Annotated in this window: 16 protein-coding genes; 12 read left to right on the top strand and 4 right to left on the bottom strand. The window is 66.8% G+C overall.

What is annotated here, in order from left to right:
• Nucleotides 1-104: 104 nt before the first annotated feature.
• From ACWCOO_RS04350 to hisF, 12 genes are all read left to right on the top strand, one after another.
• On the top strand, nucleotides 105-1,688 hold the full coding sequence (locus ACWCOO_RS04350; RefSeq protein ID WP_446831734.1) for a 2-isopropylmalate synthase: 1,584 nt from the start codon (nucleotides 105-107) through the stop codon (nucleotides 1,686-1,688).
• A 48-nt stretch (nucleotides 1,689-1,736) separates the two neighbouring features.
• Nucleotides 1,737-2,675, top strand: a complete 939-nt coding sequence (locus ACWCOO_RS04345; RefSeq protein ID WP_446831733.1) for a branched-chain amino acid transaminase — start codon at nucleotides 1,737-1,739, stop codon at nucleotides 2,673-2,675.
• 4 nt (nucleotides 2,676-2,679) lie between these two features.
• Nucleotides 2,680-4,086, top strand: a complete 1,407-nt coding sequence (leuC, locus tag ACWCOO_RS04340) for a 3-isopropylmalate dehydratase large subunit (RefSeq protein WP_446831732.1) — start codon at nucleotides 2,680-2,682, stop codon at nucleotides 4,084-4,086.
• A 14-nt stretch (nucleotides 4,087-4,100) separates the two neighbouring features.
• Nucleotides 4,101-4,676, top strand: a complete 576-nt coding sequence (leuD, locus tag ACWCOO_RS04335; protein WP_446831731.1) for a 3-isopropylmalate dehydratase small subunit — start codon at nucleotides 4,101-4,103, stop codon at nucleotides 4,674-4,676.
• A 3-nt stretch (nucleotides 4,677-4,679) separates the two neighbouring features.
• Nucleotides 4,680-5,747 carry a 3-isopropylmalate dehydrogenase gene (gene leuB, locus ACWCOO_RS04330; RefSeq protein WP_446831730.1) on the top strand — a complete coding sequence of 356 codons (1,068 nt, stop codon included), beginning with the start codon at nucleotides 4,680-4,682 and terminating at the stop codon, nucleotides 5,745-5,747.
• The gene (hisG, locus tag ACWCOO_RS04325) at nucleotides 5,747-6,652 is read left to right on the top strand and encodes an ATP phosphoribosyltransferase (RefSeq protein ID WP_446831729.1); all 906 of its coding nucleotides are present in this window, start codon (nucleotides 5,747-5,749) and stop codon (nucleotides 6,650-6,652) included. Before leuB ends, hisG begins: the two co-directional genes overlap by 1 nt.
• The gene (gene hisD, locus ACWCOO_RS04320; protein ID WP_446831728.1) at nucleotides 6,652-7,974 is read left to right on the top strand and encodes a histidinol dehydrogenase; all 1,323 of its coding nucleotides are present in this window, start codon (nucleotides 6,652-6,654) and stop codon (nucleotides 7,972-7,974) included. The genes hisG and hisD overlap by 1 nt, the downstream gene beginning before the upstream one ends.
• 4 nt (nucleotides 7,975-7,978) lie before the next feature.
• Nucleotides 7,979-9,040 carry a histidinol-phosphate transaminase gene (gene hisC / locus ACWCOO_RS04315; protein WP_446831727.1) on the top strand — a complete coding sequence of 354 codons (1,062 nt, stop codon included), beginning with the start codon at nucleotides 7,979-7,981 and terminating at the stop codon, nucleotides 9,038-9,040.
• On the top strand, nucleotides 9,037-10,104 hold the full coding sequence (gene hisB, locus ACWCOO_RS04310) for a bifunctional histidinol-phosphatase/imidazoleglycerol-phosphate dehydratase HisB (protein WP_446831726.1): 1,068 nt from the start codon (nucleotides 9,037-9,039) through the stop codon (nucleotides 10,102-10,104). Before hisC ends, hisB begins: the two co-directional genes overlap by 4 nt.
• Nucleotides 10,101-10,724, top strand: a complete 624-nt coding sequence (hisH, locus tag ACWCOO_RS04305) for an imidazole glycerol phosphate synthase subunit HisH (protein ID WP_446831725.1) — start codon at nucleotides 10,101-10,103, stop codon at nucleotides 10,722-10,724. Before hisB ends, hisH begins: the two co-directional genes overlap by 4 nt.
• 63 nt (nucleotides 10,725-10,787) lie before the next feature.
• Nucleotides 10,788-11,522: a 1-(5-phosphoribosyl)-5-[(5-phosphoribosylamino)methylideneamino]imidazole-4-carboxamide isomerase gene (locus ACWCOO_RS04300; protein WP_446831724.1), complete on the top strand. Its 735-nt coding sequence runs from the start codon at nucleotides 10,788-10,790 to the stop codon at nucleotides 11,520-11,522.
• Nucleotides 11,504-12,271: an imidazole glycerol phosphate synthase subunit HisF gene (gene hisF / locus ACWCOO_RS04295; protein WP_446831723.1), complete on the top strand. Its 768-nt coding sequence runs from the start codon at nucleotides 11,504-11,506 to the stop codon at nucleotides 12,269-12,271. Before ACWCOO_RS04300 ends, hisF begins: the two co-directional genes overlap by 19 nt.
• Nucleotides 12,272-12,293: 22 nt before the next feature.
• Here the strand turns inward: hisF and hisE are convergent, their stop codons facing one another.
• From hisE to ACWCOO_RS04275, 4 genes are read right to left on the bottom strand one after another with little or no spacing between them, the layout of a single operon-like run.
• Nucleotides 12,294-12,599 (bottom strand): phosphoribosyl-ATP diphosphatase, encoded by a 306-nt coding sequence (gene hisE, locus ACWCOO_RS04290; protein WP_446831722.1) that lies wholly within the window; start codon nucleotides 12,597-12,599, stop codon nucleotides 12,294-12,296.
• Nucleotides 12,596-15,184, bottom strand: a complete 2,589-nt coding sequence (locus ACWCOO_RS04285; protein ID WP_446831721.1) for a bifunctional aspartate kinase/diaminopimelate decarboxylase — start codon at nucleotides 15,182-15,184, stop codon at nucleotides 12,596-12,598. The genes hisE and ACWCOO_RS04285 overlap by 4 nt, the downstream gene beginning before the upstream one ends.
• Nucleotides 15,181-16,587, bottom strand: a complete 1,407-nt coding sequence (locus ACWCOO_RS04280) for an FAD-binding oxidoreductase (RefSeq protein WP_446831720.1) — start codon at nucleotides 16,585-16,587, stop codon at nucleotides 15,181-15,183. Before ACWCOO_RS04280 ends, ACWCOO_RS04285 begins: the two co-directional genes overlap by 4 nt.
• A complete protein-coding gene (locus tag ACWCOO_RS04275) occupies nucleotides 16,584-17,645 on the bottom strand; it encodes an AI-2E family transporter (RefSeq protein ID WP_446831719.1) in 1,062 nt (353 codons plus the stop codon). Before ACWCOO_RS04275 ends, ACWCOO_RS04280 begins: the two co-directional genes overlap by 4 nt.
• Between the last annotated feature and the right edge of the window lie 7 nt (nucleotides 17,646-17,652).

The raw sequence follows: 17,652 nt of genomic DNA, 5'->3' as shown, positions 1-17,652 counted from the left end.
AGGCCTGAGCAACTTCAAAGCGCTACATCCGAAACCCCGCTAACCGAACCACGGTCGCGGGGTTTTTTCTTATGGGCAAACGTCAACCTCTTGAGAGCAGAAAAATGAACCAGCAAAGCAGTCAGGATCGCGTGCGCATCTTCGACACCACCCTGCGCGACGGCGAACAGGCGCCGGGCTGCAGCATGACGCTGCGCGAGAAACTGAAGGTTGCACGGGCGCTGCGGGATATGCGCGTGGACGTTATCGAGGCCGGCTTCGCCGCCGCCTCGCCCGGCGATTTCGAGTCGGTACGGGAAATAGCCCGCGCCATACGCGGGGTCACCATCTGCTCGCTGGCCCGCTGTCATGCGGGCGATATCGAACGCTCGGCGAAAGCTCTGGAGCCCGCAGCCCGCAAGCGCATCCACGTGTTTGTGGCGACCAGCGAAATCCACCGCAAGTTCAAGCTCGAAATGGCCCGCGACGAAATCGTGCGGCGCGCGGTCGAGGCGGTGCGAATGGCGCGCGAGGCTTGCGACGATGTGGAGTTTTCGCCCGAGGACGCGTCGCGCACGGAACCCGAATTCCTGACCGAAATCGTAACCGCCGTGGTCGAGGCCGGCGCGACCACGGTCAACATCCCGGATACCGTGGGTTACGCGGTGCCGGCGCAATTCCAGGCGCTGTTCGAGCACCTGCGCGCCACCGTGCCCGGCGTTGAGGATGTGGTCCTGAGCGCGCACTGCCACGACGACCTGGGTCTTTCGGTCGCCAACAGCCTGGCTGCGGTAGCCGGCGGCGCCCGGCAGATCGAGTGCACGATCAACGGCATCGGCGAGCGCGCCGGCAACTGCTCTCTGGAGGAAGTGGTGATGGCGCTAAAGGTGCGCGCCGATCACTTCGGCGTGGACACCGGCATCGAAACCAAGGGGCTGTATCCGGCCAGCCGGCTGGTGTCCAGCGTTACCGGCATGCACACGCCGCGCAACAAGGCCATCGTGGGCCAGAACGCCTTCGCCCACGAGGCCGGCATTCACCAGCACGGAATGCTCAAGCACGCCGAAACCTACGAAATCATGCGTCCGGAAGCGGTGGGCATGAACCGCAGCAACCTGGTGCTGGGCAAGCACTCGGGAAGACATGCCTTTCGCGACCGCACCCAGCAACTGGGATTCGAATTGAGCGAAGACCAGCTCAATCGCGCCTTCATCGAATTCAAGAAGCTCGCCGACCGCAAGAAGGAACTGTTTGACGCCGACATCGAGGCTCTGATCGTGCACAAGGACGGCGGCGCCGACGGCCCATGGAAGCTGCGCGAACTGCGCATCAACACCGGCGGCAGTACGCTGGCGGTGGCGGCCGTGCGCCTCGAACACGAGAGCGGCGAGCAGCGCGACGAGGCAGCGGTGGGCGACGGCCCCATAGACGCCACTTTCAAGGCGCTGGAGCGCGCCACGGGACTGAGCGTGGAATTGACGCACTTCGAGGTGCGCAGCGTCACCACCGGCGAGGATGCCCAAGGCGAAGCCACCGTAACCGCCCGCTGGGAAGAATTCTCCTACCGCGGCAGGGCTGTGAGCACGGACATCGTGGAAGCTGGCGCGCAGGCACTGCTGGAAGTGCTCAACCGCGCGCTGCGGGCGCAGGCGCGCGTCAAGGCGGGGCAAGTGGCCACGCAGGGTGCGCGCCGGCAGCTTGGGCCGTAAAATCGCAAACCTGCGGCTTTTCCGTTTCCGCGCTGGAGACCCCACGCCATGAGCGAACACCCCGAATGGATCTGGCACGACGGCGAGTTGAAGCCGTATATGGAAGCGCAGACCCACGTGATGAGTCACGCCCTGCATTACGGCACTTCGGTGTTCGAAGGTGTGCGCTGCTACGCCAGCCACAAGGGGCCGGTCATCTTCCGTCTGCGCGCGCACACCCGACGCATGTTCAACTCGGCAAAGATCTACCGGCTTGATATTCCCTTCAGCCCAGATGAAATCAATGACGCCTGCCACCAGGTCATAGCAAGGAACCAACTGTCCGAGGGCGCCTATATTCGCCCGATCGCCTTTCGCGGTTTCGGCGATCTGAGAATCCTGCCGTCCGAAAACGTGCCCGTGCACGTTGCCGTGGCAGCCTGGAAGTGGGGCTCCTATCTGGGCGGCACCGATGCCGGCGTGGATGTCTGCTGCACGTCCTGGCAGCGCGTGGCGCCGAACACGATTCCCGCTCTGGCCAAGGCCGGGGGCAACTACCTTTCCAGTGTGCTGGTGACGCTGGAAGCGCAGCAGAACGGCTACGTCGAGGGGCTGGCCATGACCCACGACGGCCTGGTCAGCGAAGGCGCCGGCGAGAACCTGTTCGTGGCCGTAGCCGGCAAGCTCTACACGCCGCCCTACTCCGCCTCCATCCTGCCGGGCATCACCCGCGACACGGTCATCAAGCTGGCCCGCGGGCTGGGGATAACCGTGATTCAGGAGGCGCTGCCCAGGGAAGTGCTCTATATCGCCGACGAGGTATTCCTGGCCGGCACGGCCGCGGAAATCACCCCGGTGCGCAGTCTCGACCGGCTAACGATAGGCGATGGCAAACCCGGCGAGCTGACCCGGGCCTTGCAGGACGCCTTCTTCGGCCTTTTCGACGGCCGCACCGAGGACCCGCGCGGCTGGCTGGAACCGGTGCCGGGCATGGATGCGGAGGACTGAACCCATGCCTGCACAAACGCTTCTCGCCAAGATCTGGGACCAGCACGAGGTAAGGCCGGAAACCGAGGATACGCCGGCGGTTCTCTACATCGACCTGCACCTGATTCACGAGGTCACTACCCCGCAAGCCTTCGACGTGCTGCGCACACGCGGCCTGCCCGTGCGACGGCTGGACCGCACCCTGGCCACCATGGACCACTCGACGCCCACCGAACCCGCGGCCACGCTCGAAGAGCTGGACAAAGTGGCGCTGCCGGCGGCGGCAGGCCAAGTGCGGGCCATGATCGAAAACTGCCGGGAATTCGGCGTGAAGCTACGCGGTCTCGATAGTCCCGAGCGCGGCATCGTACACGTGGTGGGCCCTGAACTGGGCGCCACCTGGCCCGGCCACACGGTGGTTTGCGGCGACAGTCACACCAGCACGCACGGCGCGTTCGGCGCGCTCGCCTTCGGCATCGGCACCACCGAAGTGGGCCATGTCCTGGCCACGCAATGCCTGCTGCAGCGGCGCCCGGGCGCCATGGCGGTGAACGTGCGCGGCAAGCTGGGCCCGGGCGTTACCGCCAAGGACTTGGTGCTGGCCATCATCCGCAAGCTGGGGGTGGGCGGCGGCACCGGGCGGGTGCTGCAATACCGCGGCGAGACCATCCGCGCGCTTTCCATGGAGCAGCGGATGACCGTTTGCAACATGAGCATTGAGGCCGGCGCTCGGGCGGGCATGGTGGCCCCCGACGACACCACCTACGAGTGGCTGCACGGTCGTCCGATGGCGCCGCAAGGAGCGGCCTGGGATGCGGCGCTCAAGCGCTGGCGGAATCTGGAAGACCAGGGCGAGGTGACGTTCGACCGCGAGGTGGACCTCGATGCAAGCGGCCTGCGACCGATGGTCACCTACGGCACCAACCCCGGGATGTCGGCGCAAATCGACGAGCCGGTGCCCGGCACCGGCAATCCGGCCGTGGACAAAGCCCTGGCCTACATGGGCGTGGAACCCGGCAAGCCGCTGCTCGGGCGCGCCGTGGACATTGTTTTCCTGGGAAGCTGCACCAATTCCCGCATCAGCGATCTTCGCGCCGCGGCCGCACTGATGCGCGGGCAGCGCGTGGCCGACGGCGCGCGTATGCTGGTCGTTCCCGGCTCGCAGCAGGTCAAGCGAGAAGCCGAGGCGGAGGGCCTGCACGAAGTATTTCTGGCCGCCGGCGCAGAGTGGCGCGAGTCGGGATGCTCGATGTGCATAGGCATGAACGGCGACACCGTGGCCGCCGGCAGTTTGTGCGTAAGCACCAGCAACCGGAATTTCGAGGGCCGCCAGGGGCCCGGAGCGCGCACAGTGCTGGCAAGCCCGCTTACCGCCGCCGCTTCCGCCATTCGCGGGCAAGTGGCGGATCCGCGCGAACTGATGGACCCGTGAAGGCTTAGCCGACCATGGAAAAGATCACCCGCATCGTTTCGCGCACTATCGTGCTCGATATCGACAATATCGACACCGACCAGATCATTCCGGCGCGCTTTCTCACCACCACCGGACGCGACGGCCTGGGCGAGGCCGCCTTCCACGACTGGCGCTACACCAAGGATGGACTGCCCAACCCGGATTTCGCGCTCAACCGCGAAGAAAACCAGGGCCGCACCATTCTGGTAGCGGGCGACAACTTCGGCTGCGGCTCCTCGCGCGAACACGCGCCCTGGGCCCTGCTCGACAGCGGCCTGCGCGCCGTGATCAGCACCAGCATTGCGGACATCTTCCGCAACAATTCGCTGAAAAACGGCTTCGTTCCGGTAGTCATTGAGCCACAACCGCACCGCTGGCTACTGGAAAACCCCGGCGCGGAAGTCGTAATCGACCTGGAACGCACTTGCGTGGAATTACCGCATGGCCCGCCGGCAGCCTTCGAAATCGAGCGGTTTGCGCGCTATTGCCTGTTGAATGGCGTCGATCAACTCGGCTATCTGCTCCAGCAGGAGGAGCGCATCAAGGCTTGGGAAGAACGGAGGGCATAGCGATTGGCGTCCCTCATTGCCGTATTGCCCGGCGACGGAATCGGGCCGGAGGTCATGCGCGCGGGTCTGGCTGTGCTGCGCCGCGTCGCTGCCCGCCACACGCTTGACCTGAAAATAGAAGAGGCGCCCTTCGGCGGCGCCGCGCTCAAGGCGCTGGGCGCGCCTTTTCCCCCCGCAACGCGAGACCTGTGCATGGACGCGGACGCAGTACTGCTGGGAGCCGTAGGCGTGCCGGGACCGCCGCCGTCCGATCCGGCAGTACGCCCCGAACAGGGGCTCCTGGACCTGCGCGCCCTGCTGGGCGTGTATGCCAACCTGCGGCCGATTCAACCGCTAGCGGGCGCCTGCGAGGCCTCACCGCTGCGCGAGCGGAATCTGGCCGGCGTGGATCTGATCGTGGTACGCGAACTGACGGGCGGCATCTACTTCGGCGAAAAGCGCGAGGGTGGCGACACGGCCACCGATTTGTGCACCTATAGCCGCGAGGAAATCACGCGCATAGTGCGCTACGCCGCGCGCCTGGCTCAGCGCCGCCGCGGCCGGCTCTGTTTGATCGACAAGGCCAACGTGCTGGCCACGTCGCGACTCTGGCGCTCGGTAACGTCAGAGGTCGTGGCCGATGAATTCCCCGACCTCCAACTTGAGCATCTGCTCGTGGACGCCGCGGCCATGCGCCTGCTAACCAGTGCCGCGAGCTTCGACGTGCTGGTCACCGAAAACATGTTCGGAGACATCCTCACCGATGAGGCATCGGTCCTGACCGGATCGCTCGGCATGGCGCCGTCGGCGTCGATAGGCGACGGCGGGCGCGGGCTCTACGAACCCATCCACGGCAGCGCGCCGGATATTGCCGGGCGGGATGCCGCCAACCCCTGCGGCATGCTCCTGTCGGTGGCGATGATGTGCGATCTGAGCCTGCAGGCGTCGGATGCCGCGCGCGAAATCGAAGCGGCCGTGGCTGCGACGGTCGCGGACGGTGTGCGCACTGCCGACATCGCCGGCGACGGACCCGCCGCCTCCACGACCCAATTCACGGAGGCCGTGCTCGACCGCATGGGCGGGCGCTCCTGATGAACGCCGCCACGTGGAAGCGCAGCGAGCGGGTGCAGATCGCGGTGCAGAAGTCCGGCCGCCTCACCGACCACTCGCTCGCGCTGCTGACGCGCTGTGGCCTGCGGCTGACGCGCGGCGCCGACCAGTTGCTGGCGGTGGCCGAAAACATGCCGGTGGACATCCTGCTGGTGCGCGACGACGAGATACCCGGCCTGGTGCGCGAAGGCGCCTGCGACCTGGGCATTGTCGGCATGAACGTGGCCGAGGAGCAGCGCTTGGGGCTGGGCGCGGACGAACCGGCGCCGCGCGCTGCGCGCCGCCTCGGTTTCGGCGGCTGCCGGCTGGCGATGGCCTATCCGCGGGACAGCTCGGCATCCGCGATAGCGGACCTCGACGGATTGCGGGTAGCGACCAGCTACCCGCGGCTCACCCGGCACTTTCTCGAACAGGCAGGCGTCGGCGCCGAGATCATTCCATTTTCCGGGGCGGTGGAACTGGCCCCGCGTCTCGGCCGAGCGGAGGCGATTTGCGACCTTGTGTCCAGCGGCAAGACCCTGGCGGCCAACCAACTCGACGAAGGCGAGACGGTGCTCGAAAGCCAGGCCACACTGCTCGTGTGTCCGGCGCAGCCGCCAGCGGCGCGCCAGGAATGGGTAAGCCTGCTGATGCGCCGCATCGACGGCGTGATGCAGGCGCGCGAAACCAAGTACATCATGCTGCATGCCCCGCGCGCGGCGCTGCAGCGCATCGCGGAATTGCTACCCGGCTCCGAGTCTCCCACCATCATGGGCCTGGAAGGCCGCGAAGACCGCGTCGCGGTTCATGCCGTGTGCCGCGAAAGCATCTTCTGGGAAACACTGGAAGCGCTCAAGGACGCCGGCGCCAGCTCGGTGCTGGTGCTGCCCGTGGAGAAGATGCTCTGATGCAGATGCTGCCGCCGCTGCTGGAATGGGAAGCGCTTGGCGAGGCGGAGCGCGCGGCGGTGCTGGCGCGTCCGGCGGCGCCGGCCGACCCGGAACTGGAAACGCGTGTGCGCGCCATCATGCGCGAGGTGCGCGAGGGTGGTGACGCCGCGCTGCTGCGCCTGGAGGCGGAGCTGGATGGCGCCCAACTGCAAGCGCTCGAAGTCAGCGATGAAGAGCTTCGCCGGGCCGGCGACTCGCTGACGCCGGAAGCGCGCGCGGCCATCCACACGGCTCTGGCGAACATTCGCGCCTGCCACGTCGCGCAGCAACCCGCAGACAGCCGCGTGGAGCCGGTGCCGGGCATCGTTTGTGAACAGCGGCATCAGCCTCTGCAGGCAGTCGGCCTCTACGTCCCCGCCGGCAGCGCGCCCCTGCCCTCGACCGCGCTGATGCTCGCCGCTCCGGCGCAGCTCGCCGGTTGCCCGCTGCGCATTCTGTGCACGCCCCCGGATGCGCACGGCAACGCCAATCCCGCAGTGTTGTATGCGGCACAGCGCTGCGATGTGCATCGCGTATTCAAGCTCGGAGGCGCGCAAGCAATCGCCGCCATGGCCTATGGCACGGAGACCGTACCGCGCGTTGACAAGCTGTTCGGTCCCGGAAACCGCTGGGTCGCCGCAGCCAAGAGACAGGCCGCAATGGAAGCCGGAGGACCGGCCCAGGACCTGCCGGCCGGGCCCACCGAGGCGATGGTGATCGCCGACAAGACCGCCGAGCCGCAGTTCGTTGCCCTGGACTTGCTGAGCCAGGCCGAACACGGCGAGGACGCTCACGTGCTGCTCCTTTGCCTGGACCGCCAGTTGGCGGAACAGGTGCAGGAACAGATCGCGCGCCAGCTTCGCAGCCTGCCGCGCCGCGCCGTGCTGGAGAAATCTCTCGCGGCCGGGGCCCTGCTGATCGTGGACTCCTTGCAAACGGCGGTAGAAGTCGCAAATCGCTACGCGCCTGAGCACCTGTTGCTGCAAGTCGCCCAGCCGCGCACCCTGCTGGCGGACATCAGGCATGCCGGCGCCGTTTTCCTGGGACCATGGTCGCCCGAATCCAGCGGCGATTACTGCAATGGCGCCAACCACGTGCTACCCACCTATGGCAGCGCCCGCTGGGCCAGCGGCCTGTCGCTGACCGACTTTCACAAGCGCATCAGCGTGCAGGAACTGACGCGCGAAGGATTGGACTCCATTGCCGGGGCGGTCGCCGTCCTGGCTCGGATCGAAGGCCTGGAAGCGCACGCGCGCGCCGCCGAGGCCCGCTGTGCAGCCGAAGGTTCCCTTCTTGAGTAACGACATGAGCTGGGTCACGTCGCTGGCCAGGGACGCGGTGCGGGCGGGGCGCGCCTATCAGGCGCCGACCACGCCCAGTCTCGCGCGGCTGCATGCCAATGAACTGCCCTGGCCGCAGGACTACGACCCAGCGCCGGGAAATCTCAACTTCTACCCTCTGCTCTATCCGGAGGCCCTGACCGAGCGTTTGGCCGCGCATTACGGCGTGAAAGCCAGCGAAATCTCGATCACCAGAGGCAGCAGCGAAGGCATCGACTGCCTCTACCGCGGCTTCTGCGAAGCTCGGCAGGACGCCGTCCTTTTCTGCCCTCCTTCGTTCGAGATGTATCGCTGGTACGGTCATTTACAAGGGGTGAAGCTGATCGAAGTGCCGCTGCGCGCCGAGGCCGGGTTCGCGCTGGACGTGCCGGCCCTGAAGGCAGCCTGGAGCAAGAACGTGAAGCTGTTGGCGCTGTGTTCGCCCAACAACCCCACCGGCAACCTGATGGACCCCGACCACCTGCGGGAGCTGGTGGAATTTGCCCGCGGCCGGTCGCTGGTGGTGCTGGATGCGGCCTACGCCGAGTTTGCGGGTCAGAGCCCCGGCGCCGACTGGATCGCGGAATATCCGCACGTGGTAGTGCTGCGAACCGTGTCCAAGGCGCTGGGCCTGGCCGCGGTGCGCTGCGGCGCCATCATTGCGCGCCCGGAAATCATCGATCTGATGCGCCGGGTGCAATCTCCTTACAGCTTTCCCTCCCTCTGCGAACACGCCGTTCTCCGGGCCCTGGAGCCCGGCCCGCAGGAGCGAACACGCCGCCGCGTGGCAACCATCGTTGGCGAACGCGAGCGGCTGGGCCAACTGTTTGCCGAGCTTCCGCAGGTGCGGGCCGTCTATCCCAGCCAGACGAACTTTCTGCTGATGCAGGTTGCGGACGCCGACCACTTTGCCGCTGCGGCGCGCGCAGGCGGCTATCTGCTGCGCCGGATTCCCGATGAACCGGGGCTCGAATCCTGCGTCCGCATAACGCTCGGCACACCGGAACAGAACGACGGCCTGCTTGCCGTATTGCGGGCCTCGACATGAGCGCGCGCATCGCCTTCATCGACCGCGACGGCACGCTGATCCTGGAGCCGCCCGACGAGCAGGTCGATAGCCTGAACAAGCTGCGCTTGGCGCAAGGCGTGATTCCGGCGCTGGGGCGGCTGCGCGACGCGGGGTTCGAACTGGTGATAGTGAGCAACCAGGACGGACTGGGCAGCGAAACCTTCCCGATGGAGACTTACCGCGTTCCGCACGATTTCCTGATCGAACTGCTTGCTTCTCAAGGCATCCAGTTCTCCGAGGTATTCGTCTGCCCCCATCGGCCCGGCGAGGGCTGCGATTGCCGCAAGCCGCTCACCGGGCTGGTCAACGCCTTTATGAGTGAGCGGCGTGTAGATCGCGCTGCCAGCGTAATGATCGGCGACCGCGACACCGACCTTGCCTTCGCCGAAAACCTGGGCGTACGCGGCTTTCTGGTCGATGCCGCCGATCCAGATAGCTGGAATCGGATCGCCCGCCAGATCGTCGATGCACCACGCATCGGGCGCACCGAGCGCACCACGCGCGAGACCAGCATCCGGGTCGAAATAGACCTGGACGCGCCGACGGCGGCGGACGTGGCTACCGGCATCGGTTTCTTCGACCACATGCTCGAGCAACTGGCGAAGCATGGAGCGTTCGCACTGACGCTGCACTGCGAGGGCGACCTGGAAGTGGACGAGCACCACACCGTGGAAGACTGTGCGCTGGCTCTAGGAGCGGCGCTGAAGGAAGCGCTGGGCGATCGGCGCGGCATAGGGCGGTTCGCGTTCGAGCTGCCCATGGACGAGGCCAGCGCCAAGGTGCTGCTTGATCTTTCCGGCCGTCCGTGGTTGCGTTTCAAGGGCAGTTTTCCTCGCGAGCGTGTGGGTGGACTCCCGACCGAGCTGGTCGAGCACTTCTTCCGTTCGCTGACCGAAGCCAGCGGCGCCACGCTGCACATTCGTGTGCGCGGCGACAATGCCCACCACATGATCGAGTCCTGCTTCAAGGCCGTTGGCCGCGCACTCAAGAAAGCGATTGCGCGCGAGGGAGGCGATATCCCGAGCACCAAGGGCTTGCTGTGAGCGCCGAGGTGGCCCTGGTGGACTGCGGCGGGGCCAACATCGCATCACTGCGCTTCGCCCTCCAGCGTCTTGGCGTGGACGCCGCACTGACCCGCGACGCCGGGGACATCGAAAACGCCGGGCGCGTCGTTCTTCCCGGCGTAGGCGCCGCGGGGGCGGGCATGGCCAGATTGCGGGAAGCGGGGCTGGAAAGGCTGATCCCGCGCCTCAAGCAACCCGTGCTCGGCATCTGCCTGGGCATGCAGCTACTGTTCGACCGCTCCAGCGAAGACAACACGCCCTGCCTAGGGGTAATCCCGGGACAGGTTGACCGGCTGCAGGCCTCGCGCGAGCACGCCATACCGCACATGGGTTGGAACCAGGTCACCCAGCGCCGCACATCACCGCTGCTCGACGGCGTGCGCGGCAGTGCATGGTTCTACTTCGTGCATAGCTACGCGGCGCGTGCCGAAGGCGACTGCATCGGGGTCACCGAGCATGGCGCGCCATTCGCCTCGGTGGTACACAGAAACAACTTCTTTGGCGTGCAGTTCCACCCCGAAAGATCGGGCGAGGATGGCCAGCTCGTGCTCGGCAACTTTCTTGGCCCACAATGCATGCAACCGGCAAACGGTTTGTGAGAACGCGCAATACAGCGGGCGTCCCGCCCTATTCCGTCGGCGCGGCGTTCCTGGGCTCATAGCGTGGAGTTGATCCCGGCCATAGACTTGATGGGCGGCCGGGTCGTGCGCCTGCGCCAAGGACGCTTTCGCGACCCCACCTTCTATGCGGAGACACCGCTCGAATTGGCCCGGAGATGGGCGACCCTGGGGGCGCGCAGCCTGCATACCGTGGACCTCGACGGCGCCCGCTCGGGGCGGCGCGAAAACGCCGCGGCCATAGAGCGGGTGGCGCGCGAAACGCCCCTGGCCGTGCAAGTGGGCGGCGGCATCCGCGACGATGAAACCCTCGTATCGGTGTTGGCCAGCGGCGCGCGGCGCGCAGTTGCCGGCAGCGCGCTGGCCGAAGAGCCGCAGCGCGCCCGCCGCTGGATCAAGGAGCACGGCGCCGACCGCCTGGTGGCGGCTCTGGACGTGCGCCCGGGTCCCGAACCCGAAGTGCTGACCCGAGGCTGGACCCGTAGCAGCGGACGCTCTCTGTGGAAGCTGATGGATCGGCTGCAGGAACAGGGCGTGGTCTGGTTTCTCTGTACCGACGTGACGCGCGACGGCATGCTCGGCGGACCCAATACGGAGCTCTATGCGCGCTGCGCGCGCCATGCGCCGCAGGCATTCGTCATTGCCTCCGGCGGCGTTTCGAGCGCCGGCGATCTCAAGGCGCTGGCGGAAACCGGCGTGGCCGCCGCGGTGTCCGGCAAGGCACTGCTCGATGGCCGCATCAGCGAAGAGGAAGCGCGACAGTGCTGGCGCGGCGAATAATTCCCTGCCTCGACGTGCGCGATGGTCAGGTCGTGAAGGGCGTACGCTTTCGTGAGCACCGCGTGATGGGCGAAATCATGGAGCTGGCGCAACGCTACCGCCAGGAACATGCCGACGAGTTGGTGTTCTACGACATCACCGCGAGTCCCCATGGGCGCTCGGTGGACCGCAGTTGGATACGGCGCGTGGCCGAAGTGCTGGACATCCCGTTCTGCGTGGCCGGCGGCATCCGTGGCGTGGACGCGGCCGAAGAAGTGCTGATGAACGGCGCGGACAAGATTTCGATCAACAGCCCGGCGCTGGCCAACCCCGGTCTGATCGGTGAACTGGCGCGGCGCTTCGGTTCGCAGTGCGTGGTGGTGGGCATCGACAGCAGCGGCAACGCCGGCGAATGGCATGTGCATGAACTTACCGGCGATCCGACACTGAGCCGCGAGGCGGGGCGTCGCACGCTCGACTGGATCGGCGAGGCGCAGGACCGCGGCGCCGGCGAAATCGTCTTGAACTGCATGAACATGGACGGCGTGCGCGAAGGCTACGACATCGAGCAGCTAGCCGCCGCGCGCGAACGCTGTCGCGTACCGCTGATCGCCTCAGGCGGTGCAGGAGCGCCGGAACACTTCGCCGACGTTTTCCGGCAGGCGCGCGTGGACGGCGCACTGGCAGCCAGCGTGTTTCACTCCGGCGAAATCGCGATTCCCCACCTCAAGGCTTACCTGAGCGCCGTCGGCCTGTCTGTCCGGGACTGAAGCCCCGGGGCAGCCGGCGCCTTCAGCGGCGCCGCGCGCGCAGTTCGTCGAGCGCTTCGGCCAGCGAGACACCGCTGCCTTCGAGCAGCACCAGCAGGTGGTAAATCACGTCGGCAGCCTCGGCGCGCACATTCTCGCGGTCGCCCGCGGCAGCGGCCAGCGCCAGCTCCACCGACTCTTCGCCGAACTTCTGCGCCACGCGCTGCATCCCGCCGCCCAGCAGCCGAGCCGTATAGCTTTCCTCCGGCTCCGCCGCGCCGCGCGCGCGGATCACGGTCTCCAGTTCCAGCAGGACCTCAAGCGCCTCTGCCTTGCTTGCCTTGCTCACTCGATCACCTCCTCGCTGGCCGGTTCGCGCAGGTTATAGCCCGAAGCCATGACCCGCCCATAGGCTCCCGCGTTGGCGAACAGCAACACGTCGCCTTCGCGGCATTCGGGAAGCATGCGGTCGCGTGCCAGCACGTCCCCGCTCTCACAGATTGGTCCGACCACGTTCACCAGGCGGGTGGCCGGGTGGTCCAGCCGGCTCAGGTTGTAAACCTCGTGATAGGAGCCGTAAAGGGCCGGGCGCAAGAACGAGTTCATGCCGGTTTCCACGCCCACGTAGGAGGCGCCGGTCTTGCCCTTAACCTGCGTTACCCGAGCCAGCAACACTCCGGCTTCCGCCACCGCGTAGCGTCCCGGCTCCAGCCAGAACTCCATCCCATCCGGCGCCCGGGCGCGACACGGGGCCAGGTTTGCGTCCACGGCTGCCAAGTCCAACCCGGGTTCGGTCGCGTACTGAGGCACGCCCAGGCCGCCGCCCAGGTTGATGACGCGCGCCTCGGGGAAATGATCGGCGCATTCCAGTAGCGTTTCCGCTATCGGAACCCAGGCACCCGGGTCCATCACGCCGCTGCCCATGTGCGCATGCAGGCCGGCCACCTTCGCACCAGCGCTGCTGGCAGCCTTGGCGGCGCGGGCGACTTCGAACAGCGGCACACCAAACTTGGAATGCACGCCCGCCGTTCGCACATGCCGGTGCAGCCCGCGGCCCACGCCCGGGTCGAGTCGCAGAAAGATCTCCCGTCCCGCAAACAGCTCCGGCCAATTCTCGAGCACGCCAAGATTGTCCACGGTTACAAGCGCGCCCGCGTCGAGCGCTTCGCGGTATTCGGCCTGCGGGGCGAAATTGGGCGTAAACAGCACCCGGCCCGCATCCTGCTGCGGAAACAGCGACTCAAGCAGACGCAATTCGCCGGGCGAGACGCATTCGAACTCCAGGCCGCAGGCGCGCACGCGCTGGAGCACGGCCGGATGCGCATTGGCCTTGATGGCGTAATAGACCCGGTCGATAGATTTCAGGCTCTTGAGCCGCCCGCACGCCGCGGCCACCTGTTCCAGGCTGTATACGTACACCGCGCCGTGTTGCGCGCCAAGCGCAAGCAATTCGTCACGGCGCTGCATCCACCAGGGCGCCTGCGGTGCGTCTGCAGCCGCCGGCGTCGGTTGCGTCAGCTCCTCCCACGCCGGGCCGAAGGCAGCGTCGCCGGCGTCGGGCGCAATCAGGCGCCCGTGCAGGCGCTGGGCCAGACGCCGCGCCTGGCCGGGGTCCACCACGAAACTGATATTGAGATCGCTGGCCGCCTGACTGAGCAGATGGATAGGCTGCTCGCGAAAAGCTTCCAAAGCAGGCCCCACTTCATGCAGCACGGCGCGGATGCGCCGGCCCACCAGCGTAACGACGCTGGTATTGGTAGTTATGCGCACCTCGCCTATGCGGCCGAGCTCGGCGCGAAGACGCTCCATCAGCGCCGGCACGAGCGCTTCGGGGTCGGCGTCCAGCGTCACCGTCACGTTGCTGTCGGAGGTGGAAACCAGGTCCACCGACAGCCCGAGTGCGCCAAAGCAGGTGAACACCTCTTGCAGGAAGCCCACCCGGCGCCACATGCCGAGCGTTTCCAAGGAAACCAGGGTCACACCGCTGCGTAACATGACCGCCTTGACCTGCGCGCTGTCGGGACCTTCCGCAGGGCCGATGTGGGTGCCGGGCAGGTCCGGGTGCAGGGTCGAGCGGACGGTGAGCGGAATACGCTGGGCGCGCAGCGGCGGGATTGTGAGCGGGTGCAGCACACTGCCGCCGGAGGTGGCGATTTCCTGCGCTTCGGCATAGCTGAGTCTGCGCAACAGCCGCGCGCCGCTTATCGCTTTGGGATCGGCGCTGAACACGCCTGGCACGTCGGTCCATACTTCCAGCCGGGAGGCGCCGATGGATGCGGCCAGCGCGGCCGCAGAAACGTCCGAGCCGCCGCGTCCCAGCAGCACTTCGTCGCCCTCGGCACTGCGCGCGATATAGCCCTGTGTGAGCGGCACGCCGCTCAGTTCATCAAGCAAGGCCGCCGCTTCGGGGTCGGAATCGTGGGCGCAGGCCGCATTCAGCATGGCGTCGCGTTCGCTTGCCCAGCCGCGTTCCTCGGCCCGCAGCAAGCGCGCCGGGTTGACCGGAGCAACCGCTATCCCCTGACTCGACAGCGCTGCTGCGCCCAGCCGGCCGGCCAGGCGTTCACCCAGAGCCAGCACCTTGACCCGCGCCCGGTAGCCCGCTTCGCCGGTCAGCGCGATGCCGCGCAGCAATTGCGCCAGGTTATCCAGCTCGGCTTCGAGGCAAGCGGCCGGGTCGGGAATGTCCAGCTCGCGCGCCAGCTCCAGGTGGCGGTCCGCCAATGCCTGCTCCCGCTCGGCATGTGCGTTGCGGCGCGCCAGCTCAACCAGGGCTTCCAGCTCGTCGGTCACGCCGGCCAGCGCCGAATGCACAACGATAGGCCGCAAGCCCTGTTCCTGGCGTCGGCGAACGAGACGGCCCACCGTTTCCCAGCCGCCGGCCCCGGCCACGCTGGCGCCGCCGAACTTGAGCACTGCCCAAGGCGCGCTCATGCTTCCACCACCTTGCCGGGATTCATGATGCCGCGCGGATCCAAGGCGCGCTTGACCGCGCGCATCACGCCGAGTTTTACCGGATCTCCGAGCCGTTGAAGCTCGTCCTTCAGCAGCAGTCCTACGCCGTGTTCGGCGCTGAAACTGCCATCCATCGACCAAGCCTGCTCCCGCAGCGCGGCGCTGAAAGCTTCGCCTTGGCGCAAGAACCGTTCCCGGTCCATGAGCCTGGGACAACAGACCGTGTAATGCAGATTGCCGTCGCCCACGTGCCCGAATGGCGCCGGTTCCGCGCCCGGCAGATATTCCCGGCACAGTGCCTGGGCCGACTCCAGAAACTCCGGAATCCGCTCCACGGGAACCGCAAGGTCGTGACGCAGCGCCGCCCCGGCATGGCGCACGGCCTCCGGCACGCCATGCCGCAGGCGCCAGATCGCCTCGCTCTGGGCCTCGCTGGCGGCACATACGGCCTCCTGCAGCGCGCCCGTTTGCAACGCATCCTCCAGAAAAGCCGTGAACCGCTCACTGAGCGCCGTTTCCTCGCCGCTCCCGGCCACTTCGACGCAGAGCAGCCAGGGTGCTTTCATGTCGGCCGGAATCGAGACCCCGTCCAGGTGTTCCTCGCACAGTTGCGCGGCGCGGCGCGACACCAGCTCGAAGGCGTTGAGCTCGCTTCCCAAGGCAGCCTCTGCGCTGTCGTACAACGAAACGGCCTGCAAGGGGGAGTCCACTCCCAGCAACGCAGTAACTCGCGCACCTGGATTCGGAAAAAGCCGCACGGTGGCCGCGGTAATCACGCCCAGGGTGCCTTCGGAGCCGATGAATAACTGCTTTACGTCGTAGCCGGTATTGTCCTTGGCCAGCGGCTTGAGATCGGAAAGCAAACTGCCGTCGGGGAGTACAACTTCCAAGCCCAGCACCAGTCCGCGCGCCATGCCGTAACGCAATACGTGAATGCCGCCGGCGTTGGTGGACAGCACGCCGCCCAACTGGCAGCTCCCTTCCGATCCCAGGCTCAAAGGGAAAATGCCGCCCACTTGGGCTGCCTGCTCCTGCAAGGTGGACAACACACAGCCGGCTTCCGCGGTCAGGTGTCCGGATTCGATGCGACGCACCCGCCTTTGACGATGCAGGCTCAGCAGCAGGTCGCCCGGACGCGTATGGGTTCCGCCACACAAGCCGGTGCGGCCACCCACCGGCACCACGCCGACACCGCGCCGATTGCAGCATGCCAGCACGCGGGCCGTTTCCTCGGCGCTGCCCGGCGCCGCCAGCAGCGTCGCCTGTCCCTGGTAGCGTCCGCGCGGCTCCTCCAGATAGGGTTGCAGTGCCGCGGGATCATCTACGCAGTGGGCCTCGCCTACGATGGAGGCAAGCTCCTCGGCAAGCGTCGGCGCGTTCACGTCTCATCCCGGATTTCCGCGGGCGAGAACTCCTCCTCGAACAAGCGCCAGGAAACGAAGAACAAGGCCGCCAGGACCGGCCCGATAACCAGCCCCGAGAATCCGAATGCCGACAACCCGCCGAGGGTTGCCATGAGAATGACATAGTCAGGCAATCGCGCTTTTCTGCCGACCAGCATGGGACGCAGGAGATTGTCCGCCAAGCCCACCACCAGCACGCCGACAGCTACCAGGATCAGGGCCTGAATCCAGGCCCCGGAGGCGAACAGCCAGATCGCCACGGGCACCCACACCAGCGCCGGCCCCACGGCCGGCACAATCGACAACAGCCCCATCAACACGCCCAGCAGAACCGGACTTCCCACGCCCAGCAACGCCAGCGTCACGCCACCCAGGCCGCCCTGCACCAGTCCGATTACAGCGGTGGAAGTGACGCTTACCCGCGAGACCGTTGCAAATTGCGCGAACAATTCGTATTCCCGCGCGTCGCCCAGCGGCAGTATCCGCACGAGCAATGAAATGAGTTTCTCGCCGTCGCGCAGGAAGAAGAACAAGAGGTAGAGCATGATCACTAGCTGAAGGATCAGCTTGAGCGCTCCCTGGCCGGCGGCTACCAGTCCGGTGGCCGCGAACTTGCCGGCATTGGCCGCCGCCGAAACCAGACCTTCGCGGACCTGTTCCAGGCTAAGACCCAAGGACTCCAGCCAGTCCCGGACCCAGGGAACCCATGCGCCGACCCTTTCCAGCGGCGCCGCAGGATCGAACGCGCCCCCTTCCACGGCGGCATAGAACAGCGTCGCCTCGCGCACCACGGCCCAACCCAGCAGCAGCACCGGCGCGACCACGCCCAACAGCACAATCAGCAGTACGGCGCTTGCGGCCAGCGGCGGCTTGCCGAGTAGAAGGGGCAGCAGGCGCCGGTACAGGCCATGAAACAGAACCGCGAGCACTGCCGCCCAAAACACCGCCAGCAGCAGGTCGGCGAGCAGCAGCACGAAGGCCACGCTGACCGCGGCCACCAGCACCAGCAGGGAGCTACGTTGCAGAACTTGACCCATAAGCCGA

Origin of the sequence: Candidatus Foliamicus sp. (assembly GCF_965221325.1) — a bacterium.
Taxonomy (GTDB): Bacteria; Pseudomonadota; Gammaproteobacteria; order Steroidobacterales; family Foliamicaceae; genus Foliamicus.
Note: the sequence above shows the minus strand (reverse complement) of the source record. Positions and strands in the feature narration are given on the sequence as shown.